Origin of the sequence: Streptomyces sp. 8L, from assembly GCF_020176795.1 — a bacterium.
In the GTDB taxonomy this organism is placed as follows: Bacteria; Actinomycetota; Actinomycetes; order Streptomycetales; family Streptomycetaceae; genus Streptomyces.
In genome coordinates this window covers 1-10,693 of sequence record NZ_JAIUKE010000060.1, presented here as the reverse complement: position 1 = coordinate 10,693, position 10,693 = coordinate 1, and the positions used below count along the sequence as shown (strand labels likewise).

The window sequence follows — 10,693 nt, the reverse complement described above, 5'->3', positions numbered from 1 at the left end:
CCCCGCGGCGCGCGCGGCGGCGGGGGCCGCCCCCCCCCCCCCCCCCCCCCCCCCCCCCCCCCCCCCCCCCCCGCGGCCCGGGCGCGCCCCCGGGCGCGCGCGAGCGGGTGACCGGGCCGGGGAGCGGGCCCCTCTCCCCTTCCCGGCGGCCTGAGGGTACGGGGCGCGGCCTGAGGGCACGGGGCCCAGCCTGGGGGTACGGGGCCAGCCGGCCTCCTCGGTCAGCCGGCCTCCTCGGTCGGCTCGACCGCCGACTCCAGGATCGACTGCTCCAATTTCGGCAGCAGCCGGGCCAGTTGGCGGAACTCCACGGGCGTGAGGCCGCCGAGCATGCGGCGTTCGTTGTCCAGGTGCTCGGCGAACACCTCGTCGATCTTGGCGAGACCTGCCTCGGTGAGCCGCGAATACACCACCCGCCGGTCCTCTGGGCCCCGTTCCCGCACGATCAGGCCGTCCTTCTCCAGCCGGTCCACCCGCAGTGTGATCCCCGCCGAGGAGACCAGCCCGAAGTCCGCGAGCTGACCTGCCGTCAGCCGGTAGGGCGCGCCCGCGCGGCGCAGGGCCGTCAGTACGTCGAACCCGGCGACCGACAGGCCGTGGCGCTCGACCGACGCCGTCAGCCGGGTGTGGTAGCGGAGGTACGTGCGGTGGAGGCGCGCGAGGACGTGGAGCGGCGTCGTGTCGAGATCGGGCCGCTCCCTGGCCCAGTCCGCCACGATGCCCGTCACGGCGTCCGTGTGCTCCGCCGGCTTCTTCCCCGCCATACCGCTCGTCTCCTCCTGCCCCGCCCTGCCCTGCCCCGGCGGCCCGCCGGCGCCCAGCGCCGGCACTCCGGCCGCACCGGTAATATCTTAGCCCTCAAAGAAGCCGCCCCGTCAGTCGCCGGCGGGGCACATTTTCGCAGGTCAGCCACGTTTCTGCACAGAGGCGCAGGTCAGGGGGGCGGGCGGGAAGATACCCTTGACAGGTGACCGACGCCCAAGAGACCGCAGCAGACCCGGAACTGCGCACCACGGGGGCCCGTGGGCGAGAACCGTGGGTGTCGCAGCCCCCGGCCGATCCCGCCCCGGAACCGGTCCCCTTGCTGGAGCCCCGGGAGGGCATCCCGCCCGTCGTCGCCACCGAGGAGGCGCTCGCCGAGGTGGTCGCCGCCTTCGAGGCGGGCCGCGGCCCCGTGGCCCTCGACGCGGAGCGCGCCTCCGGCTACCGCTACGGCCAGCGCGCCTACCTCGTCCAGCTGCGGCGCGAGGGCGCGGGCACGGCGCTGATCGACCCGGTCGGCTGCCCCGACCTCACGGACCTCGGCAAGGCGATCGGCGACGCCGAGTGGATTCTGCACGCGGCCACCCAGGACCTGCCCTGCCTGCGGGAAATAGGCATGCGCCCGAGCCGGCTGTTCGACACGGAACTCGCGGGGCGGCTGGCCGGCTATCCCCGCGTCGGCCTCGGCGCCATGGTCGAGACCGTCCTCGGCTACGCGCTGGAGAAGGGGCACTCGGCCGTCGACTGGTCGACCCGCCCGCTGCCCGAACCCTGGCTGCGGTACGCGGCGCTCGACGTCGAGCTGCTCGTCGACCTGCGCGACGCGCTGGAGGAGGAGCTCGACCGGCAGGGCAAGCTCGACTGGGCGCTCCAGGAGTTCCACGCCATCGCCACCGCGCCGCCCGCGCCGCCGCGCAAGGACCCGTGGCGCCGTACGTCGGGCATGCACAAGGTCCGCAGACGCCGGCAGATGGCGGTGGTACGGGAGCTGTGGACGACCCGGGACCTGCTGGCGCAGCGGCGGGACGTGTCACCCGGCAAGGTCCTCGGCGACGCGGCGATCGTGGAGGCCGCCCTTGCGCTGCCCGCGAACGTGCAGGCGCTCGGCGCGCTGCCCGGTTTCGGGCACCGCACGGGCCGGAAGCAACTGGAGACGTGGCAGGCCGCGGTCGACCGTGCCCGGGCGCTGTCCGAGCGGGAGCTGCCGGGCCCGGGCCAGTCCGTGCAGGGACCGCCCCCGCCGCGCTCGTGGGCCGACAAGGACCCGCAGGCGGCGGCGCGGCTGTCGGCCGCGCGGGCGGCCGTGACGGCGCTCGCGGACGAGCTGCACCTGCCGCAGGAGAACCTGATCACCCCGGACACCGTGCGCCGCGTGTGCTGGGAGCCCCCCGAGCCGGCCGCGCCGGACGCGGTGGAGGACGCCCTGCGTGCCCACGGTGCGCGGCCCTGGCAGGTGGCCCTGGTGACACCCCTGCTCGTGCAGGCGCTGCGGGCGGCGTGACACCGCGCCGCCGGCGGCGCGGGACCGGGTGCCGCGTCGGCGGCGCTGGACCGAGTGCGACATCGGCGGCGTGACCCCGCAGACGCAGCGGACACCACGGCGCTCCGACGGCGGCCGTCCGGCGGTCCCGCGACCGCTTCCCCGAGCGCGCGCGGGGCAGACGGGCGCCATGCGCGCGGGACCGGCCGGTCGGCGCGGATGTGACGTTGAACGCTCGCCATGATGGGGGTGGGCAGGTTAATTACTCACGAGTAGCATGAGCGGCAGCGCGTTCCGGCGCGCGCCGCAGCTGTGCCACCCCGCACCCTGGAGGAGAGCCATCGTGCCTCGTACCGTCAGGGACGTCGTCTTCGTCGACGGCGTCCGCACCCCGTTCGGCAAGGCGGGTCCCAAGGGCATCTACCACGAGACCCGCGCGGACGACCTCGTCGTCAAGGCGATCCGGGAGCTGCTGCGGCGCAACCCGGATCTGGACCCGGCCCGTATCGACGAGGTGGCGATCGCCGCGACCACGCAGATCGGCGACCAAGGGCTCACCATCGGCCGCACCGCGGGCATCCTCGCGGGCCTCCCGGCCTCCGTGCCCGGTTACGCGATCGACCGCATGTGCGCGGGCGCGCTGACCGCCGTCACCACCACCGCGGGCTCCATCGCCTTCGGCGCGTACGACGTCGTCGTCGCAGGCGGTGTCGAGCACATGGGCCGCCACCCGATGGGGGAGGGCGTCGACCCGAACCCCCGCTTCGTGTCGGAGAAGCTGGTCGACGAGTCGGCCCTGTTCATGGGCATGACCGCGGAGAACCTGCACGACCGCTTCCCGCAGCTGACGAAGGCGCGCTGCGACGCGTACGCGGTCGGCTCGCAGGAGCGCGCCGCCAAGGCGTACGCGAACGGGAAGATCCAGCAGGACCTCGTGCCGGTCTCGGTCCGCCGTACCTCGCCCGAGGCGGGGGAGACGGGCTGGGGCCTCGCCACGGCCGACGAGCCGATGCGCCCCGGCACCACGCTGGAGATGCTGGCCGGCCTCAAGACGCCCTTCCGCCCGCACGGCCGGGTCACCGCGGGCAACGCGGCCGGCCTCAACGACGGCGCCACCGCCTCCCTGATCGCCGCCGAGGACTTCGCGCGCGAGCAGGGCCTGCCGGTGAAGATGCGCCTCGTGGCGTACGCCTTCGCGGGCGTGGAGCCCGAGGTCATGGGCTACGGGCCGATCCCGGCGACCGAGAAGGCCCTGGCCAAGGCGGGCCTTTCGATCTCCGACATCGGCCTCTTCGAGATCAACGAGGCGTTCGCGGTGCAGGTGCTCGCGTTCCTCGACCACTACGGCATCGCCGACGACGACGAGCGCGTCAACCAGTACGGCGGCGCCATCGCGTTCGGCCACCCGCTGGCCTCCTCCGGCGTCCGCCTGATGACGCAGCTGGCCCGGCAGTTCGAGGAGCACCCGCACGTCCGCTACGGCCTGACGACGATGTGCGTCGGCTTCGGCATGGGCGCCACGGTCATCTGGGAGAACCCGCACTTCGACGGAGGCAGCAAGTGAGCGACATCGCCGAACTGCTGAAGGGCGCGGCCGAGGTCTTCCCCGACGAGGTCGTCACCGAGGCGCACGTACGCCATCTCGACCTGCCGGCCGACGCCGGGCGCTTCGCGCTGATCACCCTGGACAACGGCTTCGACCACACGAAGCCCACCAGCTTCGGGCCGCAGTCGCTCGCGAAGATCGACGCGGCGATCGACCAGGTCGAGAGCGAGGCGGCCGACGGCACCATCGTCGGCGTCGGCATCACGGGCAAGCCCTTCGTCTTCGCCGTCGGCGCCGACCTCAAGGGCGTCGGGCTGCTCGGCAGCCGCGAGGAGGCCGCGGCGGTCGGCAAGGCCGGGCACGACGTCTTCGCGCGCCTCGGGCACCTTCCCGTGCCGACGTTCGCGTACTACAACGGCGCGGCCATGGGCGGCGGCGTCGAGATCGGACTGCACTGCCAGTACCGGACGGTGTCGTCGTCCATCGCGGCGTTCTCCTTCCCGGAGGTCTTCCTCGGCCTGGTGCCCGGCTGGGGCGGCTGCGCGCTGCTGCCGAACCTGATCGGCGCGGGCCCCGCGGTCAACGTCATCATCGAGAACGCGCTCAACCAGAACCGGCAGCTCAAGGGCGCGCAGGTGTTCGAACTCGGCATCGCCGACGCGATCTTCGAGGCCGCCGACTTCCTGGAGGAGTCCCTCACCTGGACCGCCGCCGTCCTCAAGGGCGAACTCCAGGTCCAGCGCCCCGAGATCGACCGCGGCGAGGACTGGGACCAGGCCGTCGAGTGGGGGCGGGCCGTCGCCGACTCCAAGGTGCACGGCGCCGCGCCCGCCGCCTACCGCGCGCTCGACATCATCGCGCAGGTCAAGGACGGCGATGTGGACGCCGGGTTCGAGGCCGAGACCGAGGCCCTCGCCGACCTCGTCATGGGCGGTGAACTGCGCTCCGGGATCTACGCGTTCAACCTCGTGCAGGGCCGGGCCAAGCGCCCCGTCGGCGCGCCGGACAAGAACCTCGCCCGGCCGGTCAACAAGGTCGGCGTGGTCGGCGCGGGCCTGATGGCCTCCCAGCTGGCGCTGCTGTTCGTGCGCCGCCTCCAGGTGCCGGTCGTCCTCACCGACGTCGACCAGGAGCGGATCGACAAGGGCGTCGGGTACGTGCACGGCGAGGTCGACAAGCTGCTCGGCAAGGGCAGGATCGACCAGGACACGGCGAACCGGCTCAAGGGCCTGGTCACCGGCGTGCTGGACAAGGCCGAGGGCTTCTCGGACGCGGACTTCGTCATCGAGGCCGTGTTCGAGGAGATGGGCGTCAAGCAGCAGGTGTTCGCCGAGGTCGAGGCGGTCGTGCCCGAGACCGCGATCCTCGCCACGAACACGTCGTCGCTGTCGGTCGGCGAGATGGCCTCGAAGCTCGCCCACCCGGAGCGCGTCGTCGGCTTCCACTTCTTCAACCCGGTCGCGGTCCTGCCGCTGCTCGAGGTCGTACGCGGCGAGCGCACCGACGACGCGTCGCTCGCGACGGCGTTCGCGGTCGCGAAGAAGCTGCGCAAGACGGCGGTGCTGGTCAAGGACGCCCCGGCGTTCGTGGTCAACCGTGTGCTGACGCGCTTCATGGGCGAGATCCAGAACACCATCGACGAGGGCACCCCGGTCGACGTCGCCGAGCGCGCCGTCGAGCCGCTGGGCCTGCCGATGTCCCCGCTGGTGCTGCTCGAACTGGTCGGCCCCGCGATCGGCCTGCACGTCTCGGAGACGCTGCACGGCGCCTTCCCCGAGCGGTTCACGGTCTCCGAGAACCTGCGCGCCGTCGTCAAGGCGGGCAAGCGCGGCTTCTACACGTACGACTCGGGCAAGCCCGAGCTGGACCCGGAGATCCTCGCCCTGATGAAGCAGGGCGGCACGGTTCTGACGGAGGACCAGGTCCGGGCGCGGGTGCTGGACGCGGTCGCGCAGGAGATCGGGCTGATGCTCGACGAGGGCGTCGTCGCGGAGGCGCAGGACATCGACCTGTGCCTGATCACGGGCGCGGGCTGGCCCTTCCACCTGGGCGGCATCACGCCGTACCTGGACCGCGAGGGTGTCTCGGAGCGCGCCAACGGCCGCCGCTTCCTGGCGCCCGGCGTGGCGAGCGTCCCCGCGTAACCCGTCCGGGAGCCCCGCGCCCCCCGGGGGGGGGCGCGGGGGCCGGGGGGGGGGGGCCGGCCCCCCCCGCCCCCCGCCCGCGCCCCCCCCCCCCCCCGGGGGCCCCCCCCGGGCGCCCCGCGGGGCCCGGCACGTCCCGCGATGGTCTTCGCGGCATCGGCACCGGCGCAGGGCCCGCGGCGGTCTTCGCGACATGGGCTCCCGCAGCGGTCTCCCGGCGCCGGCGCCGGTCCCGCCGTTGTCCCCCGTCGTCTGTGCCGCACATGTGCCCGCGGGCGTGCGGCCCCTCAGCGGCGCCGCAGTGCCGGATGGTCCGCGATCACCGTCGCGCTGCCCGGGGCGATCTCCGTGAAGCCCGCGTCCTGGACCAGCGGCAGCCCGCTCGCCGTCAGCGCGCGCCAGGCCGCCGGCGCCGCGGTGCGGGCGGCCAGGGCGAAGCCCGACGCGCGCCACGCCCCGCGGTCCGCCTCGGACAGGGCCCACCAGGCCAGTTGGGCGCCGTGGCCGGCCTGCGCGCAGGCCTTGCCCGCCGACATCTTCACGTCCGGGTTGAACCACAGCACCGGGACCCGCGCCTCCGGCGGGCCCGGCGGCTCCTCGTCGTCGAGTTCGGTGCCCGAGACCTGGAGCTTCGCCAGGTCCTTGGGCCAGCCGTCCAGCGGGATCGGGGGGAAGACGCGGACCTCGGCGGGGTCGGGGCCCCGGGTGCCCGTCACCGTGATCCCCGGCAGCGCCTGGGCCCTGCGCCACTCCGCGCCCCGCGCCCTGCGGACCACCTTCCGGATGCGGGCGTCCTGCCAGTCGTCCATCGCCCGAGCCCACTCGCCCTCCCCGAGCGAGCGGTCGTCGGAGAGGATCGTGAGGACCGCGCGGGCCGCGGTCTCGAGCGCGTCGGTGCGGGACGGCGGGGTCGCCCGCTCCAGGCGCAGCACCAGCGGCAGGACGAACTGCGGGGCCTCGTCCCGCGGATCGCCCGCGGCGCCGTCGCCGTCGCGGAGGTCGGTGTTCGGGTCAGTGGTCACCCGGTGATTCTCTCAGGTGCGTTTCTTGGCGGAATGAATGCCTCCGGGTGAGTATGCGTCCATGAAAAGCGACCTCTTCGCCACGGAACACCTCGCCCAGCAGCCCGTCGCGCCCGGTATGACGCTCCAGAACGCCAAATCGGTCAAGTACGTGGTCAACGGTGAGATGCACGCCCGGCAGGGTGCCATGATCGCTTACCGCGGCAACCTCCAGTTCGAGCGGAAGGGCCAGGGCGTCGGCGGAATGCTCAAGCGGGCCCTCACCGGCGAGGGCCTGCCGCTCATGGCGGTGCGCGGCCAGGGCGAGGCGTGGTTCGCGCACGAGGCCGCCAACTGCTTCATCGTCGAGATCGAGCAGGGCGACGCGCTGACCATAAACGGCCGCAACGTCCTGTGCTTCGACCCGACGCTGAGCTACGAGATCAAGATGGTCAAGGGCGCGGGCATGACCGGCGGCGGCCTCTTCAACAGCCTCTTCACCGGCTACGGGAAGCTCGCCGTGATCTGCGAGGGCAATCCGATCGTCATCCCCGTCTCCGCTCAGCAGCCCGTCTACGTCGACACCGACGCGGTCGTCGGCTGGAGCGCCCAGCTCCAGACCAGCCTGCACCGCTCGCAGTCCGTCGGCTCCATGATCCGCGGCGGCTCGGGCGAGGCCGTACAGCTGATGCTCCAGGGCGAGGGCTTCGTCATCGTCCGGCCCAGCGAGGCCACGCCCGCCCCGAGCACCTCCCACTGAGCCGGTGCGGCGGCCCCCCGGCAGGACGGTGGCCCCGGCGATCACGCCGATCGCCCCGGGAGCGACCACGCCGGTGATCGCGCTGAGCGGCGTCGGCCGCAGGTACGGCATCCGGGGGCCCTGGGTGCTGCGCGGCGTCGGCCTCGCACTCGCCGCGGGCACCGTCGCACGGGTCGAGGGCGCCAACGGCAGCGGGAAGTCCACGCTGCTGCGGCTGCTCGCCGGGATCGACACCCCGTCCGCGGGCCGCGTCACCGGCCGGCCGCGCACCGCCTACGTCCCCGAGCGGTTCGCCGCCGCCCTGCCGTTCACGGCGGCGGCCTACCTCGCGCACACCGGCCGCGTCCACGGGCTCGCCCGGCCCGTCGCCGAGGCGCGGGCGGCCGAGTGGCTGGAGCGGTTCGGGGCCGCGGCCCACGCCCGTACGCCGCTCGCCGAGCTGTCCAAGGGCACCAGCCAGAAGGTCGCCGTCACCCAGGCGCTGGCCGCCGAGCCCGAGCTGCTCGTCCTTGACGAGGCGTGGACCGGTCTTGACGAGGCCGCGCGCGCCGAGCTGGACCGGGCGGTGACGGAGCGCGCTGCCGCGGGCGGCACGGTCGTGTTCGTGGACCACGATCCGGCGCGGCTCGCTGGCGTTCCCGACGCCGTGTACTCCGTGGCTGGGAGCTCCGTCCTGCGCACGCGGGAGCGCGCCGGGGGCGAGGGGGACGAGTCCGGCGACGGGCCCCGGGTCCGCGTCCTCGTCTCGCGCGCCGCTCCCGGCACCGAGCCCCCGGAGGGGCTGCCGGGGCACCCCGTCCGCGAGCGCCTGCCCGACGGCACGTTCCGGCTCACCGTCCCGGCCGCGCACTCCGACGCCCTGCTGCGGGCGCTGCTGACGGCACACCCGCCCTGGCACGTCCACGCGCTGCACGAGACCGAGGGGCGGTCCGCCCGGTGACCGCGCTGCTGCGCTACCAACTGGCCCTGCTGCTGCGCTCGCACCGCTGGCTCCCGCCGCTGCTGGTGTACCTGGCCGTGCTCGGCGCGGGGGTCGGCGCCGGGCGCCCCGTGCTGGACTCGCTCGGCCTGGCCGCCGCCGCGCTGGTGCCGGTCACGGCCTGGTTCGTACGGGTCTGCGTCACGCAGGAACCGCCCGCCGCGCGCGCCGTGACCGCCGCCGCGCGCGGCACGGCCCGCACCCATGCGGCGTCGCTGCTGGCGGCCCTCACCGTCTCGGCCGGGCTCGGCCTGCCCGGCACGGCCGTCGTGGCGGCCATCAGCGCGCCGAGCGGCGCCGGTCTCACCGGCCACGTCTCCCGGGTGGCCGCGGCGCCCGCGGGGCTGGTCGCGGCATGCGTCTGCCTGCTCGTCGGGCTGGCCGTGGGCGCCCTGTGCAACCGGCCCGTGCTCGCCGCACGCGGCTGGTCCATCCTGCTGACGCTGCTCGTCGCGGTGCTCACCCTGGTGGTCGCGGGGTCGCCCGCCAAGGACGCCGTCACCGACCTGGTGACGGGCTCGCTCAGCGGGAGCGTCCGGGTCCCGGCCCTGCCGCTGGCCGCCGCCGTGCCCGTGGCCGCCGCCGCGGTCGCCGTCGCCGTCCGGGTCGGCGCCCGGAGGTCCTGACCGGACGGCGGGGCGTATGGACCGTGCGCCCGCGGACGTACGCTTGCCGCATGACCGAGCGAACCGCGGACAGGGAGCGCCCCGGGGCGGCCGGTGGCGCCGATGCCGCCGGGCCCGTCGCGTACGCCGACTGCGTGCTGTGCGGCGAGCCCACCGAGTACCCGGAGACCACCAGGGGCGCGACGCTGTGCCCGGTGTGCGAGTGGCAGGAGGGGCAGCGGCTCGCCTGCTCGGGCTGACCGCCCGCCGGGCCCGTGCCGCCGGTCAGTCCTTCGCCAGCAGCCTCTCTCGCGCGGCGGCCACGTCGAAGTCCGCCGCGGGGTAGGACGGGTCCATCGCGTCCAGGTGCTCGCGCAGCAGGGTGCTGATCGCCCAGTTCCGGTACCACTTGCGGTCCGCCGGGACAAGGTACCAGGGGGACGCGTCCGTGGCGCAGCGCGTCATGGCCGTCTCGTACGCGCGGTGGAAGTCGGGCCACCTGACCCGGTCGTCGAGGTCGCCCTCGCTGAACTTCCAGTGCTTGTCCGGATTGTCGAGCCGGGCGAGCAACCGCTCGCGCTGCTCCTCGTAACTGATGTGCAGGAAGACCTTCAGTACGCGCACCCCGTGGTCGGCCAGCGACTGCTCGAAGCGGTTGATCTGCCCGTATCTGCGGCGGATGTCCCGGTGCGGCACCAGCGCACGCACCCGGGCCACCAGCACGTCCTCGTAGTGCGAGCGGTTGAAGATGCCGATCTCGCCCGCGCGGGGCAGTGCGCGCCTGACGCGCCACAGGAACGGGTGGCTCAGCTCCTCGCGCGTGGGCTCCTTGAAGGACCTGATCCGGCAGCCCGCCGGGTTGAACAGGCCGATGACGTGCTTGACCGTCCCGTCCTTTCCGCTGGTGTCCATGCCCTGGAGCACGAGCAGCAGCCGCCGGGTGTCGCCCGCCGTGCTCGACGCGTACAGCCGCTCCTGGAGGCGGCCGAGCGGGTCCGCCAGCGCGGCCATCTCCTTCTTCGCGGAGCCCTTGCCCTTCGGGCCGCCGGGCGTCGCGCGGGTGTCGTACGCGGAGAGGTCGACCGCCTCGCCGGGCGGCAGCCGCAGCAGCTCGCTCAGCGGCGCCCCGCGCCGGCCGGAGCCCTGGTCCGCCCCGCCCGTCCGGTCGCTGTGCCGCTTCTTCGCCATGGCTCGCCCGCTCTCTTCGCCCTCTGCTGCCCGAGGATGCGACGCCCCTTGAGGATCTTCCTTGAGGATGCTCCCTGAGGATGCGACGTTCCTTGAGGATGCGACGGAAAGGCCCCGGGGGGGGGCCCCCCCCCCCGCGCGCGGGGGGGGGGGGGGGGGGTTGGGGGGGCGGGGGGGGGGCGGGTTTTGTGTGGGGGGGTCGGGCGGGCGCCAGCCGCAGGGGGGCGG

Annotated in this window: 10 protein-coding genes; 7 read left to right on the top strand and 3 right to left on the bottom strand. The window is 74.5% G+C overall.

Annotated elements, in window-relative coordinates; translation table 11 throughout:
• Positions 1 to 221: 221 nt before the first annotated feature.
• On the bottom strand, positions 222 to 764 hold the full coding sequence (locus LCE31_RS07085) for a MarR family winged helix-turn-helix transcriptional regulator (protein ID WP_225013134.1): 543 nt from the start codon (positions 762 to 764) through the stop codon (positions 222 to 224).
• A 203-nt stretch (positions 765 to 967) separates the two neighbouring features.
• Here LCE31_RS07085 and LCE31_RS07080 point away from each other — a divergent pair, with 203 nt between their 5' ends.
• The 3 genes from LCE31_RS07080 (at position 968) to LCE31_RS07070 (ending at position 5,932) form a co-directional block, all read left to right on the top strand.
• Complete coding sequence (locus LCE31_RS07080) at positions 968 to 2,263, top strand: HRDC domain-containing protein (protein ID WP_225013133.1); 1,296 nt, start codon at positions 968 to 970, stop codon at positions 2,261 to 2,263.
• A gap of 322 nt (positions 2,264 to 2,585) precedes the next feature.
• Positions 2,586 to 3,806, top strand: a complete 1,221-nt coding sequence (locus tag LCE31_RS07075) for a thiolase family protein (protein ID WP_225013132.1) — start codon at positions 2,586 to 2,588, stop codon at positions 3,804 to 3,806.
• The gene (locus tag LCE31_RS07070; protein WP_225013131.1) at positions 3,803 to 5,932 is read left to right on the top strand and encodes a 3-hydroxyacyl-CoA dehydrogenase NAD-binding domain-containing protein; all 2,130 of its coding nucleotides are present in this window, start codon (positions 3,803 to 3,805) and stop codon (positions 5,930 to 5,932) included. The genes LCE31_RS07075 and LCE31_RS07070 overlap by 4 nt, the downstream gene beginning before the upstream one ends.
• A 287-nt stretch (positions 5,933 to 6,219) precedes the next feature.
• Here the strand turns inward: LCE31_RS07070 and LCE31_RS07065 are convergent, their stop codons facing one another.
• A complete protein-coding gene (locus LCE31_RS07065; RefSeq protein WP_225013130.1) occupies positions 6,220 to 6,954 on the bottom strand; it encodes a peptidyl-tRNA hydrolase in 735 nt (244 codons plus the stop codon).
• A 61-nt stretch (positions 6,955 to 7,015) separates the two neighbouring features.
• Between LCE31_RS07065 and LCE31_RS07060 the strand changes: the two genes are divergently transcribed.
• The 4 genes from LCE31_RS07060 (at position 7,016) to LCE31_RS07045 (ending at position 9,537) form a co-directional block, all read left to right on the top strand.
• Positions 7,016 to 7,693 (top strand): AIM24 family protein, encoded by a 678-nt coding sequence (locus LCE31_RS07060; protein ID WP_225013129.1) that lies wholly within the window; start codon positions 7,016 to 7,018, stop codon positions 7,691 to 7,693.
• 76 nt (positions 7,694 to 7,769) lie between these two features.
• Positions 7,770 to 8,633: an ABC transporter ATP-binding protein gene (locus LCE31_RS07055; protein ID WP_225013135.1), complete on the top strand. Its 864-nt coding sequence runs from the start codon at positions 7,770 to 7,772 to the stop codon at positions 8,631 to 8,633.
• Positions 8,630 to 9,298, top strand: coding sequence for an ABC transporter (locus LCE31_RS07050; protein WP_225013128.1), 669 nt, complete (start codon positions 8,630 to 8,632; stop codon positions 9,296 to 9,298). Before LCE31_RS07055 ends, LCE31_RS07050 begins: the two co-directional genes overlap by 4 nt.
• 50 nt (positions 9,299 to 9,348) lie before the next feature.
• A complete protein-coding gene (locus LCE31_RS07045) occupies positions 9,349 to 9,537 on the top strand; it encodes a hypothetical protein (RefSeq protein WP_225013127.1) in 189 nt (62 codons plus the stop codon).
• 25 nt (positions 9,538 to 9,562) lie between these two features.
• On the opposite strand, the gene LCE31_RS07040 is transcribed toward LCE31_RS07045, so the two are convergent.
• Positions 9,563 to 10,465: a PPK2 family polyphosphate kinase gene (locus LCE31_RS07040; RefSeq protein WP_225013126.1), complete on the bottom strand. Its 903-nt coding sequence runs from the start codon at positions 10,463 to 10,465 to the stop codon at positions 9,563 to 9,565.
• Positions 10,466 to 10,693: the final 228 nt, after the last annotated feature.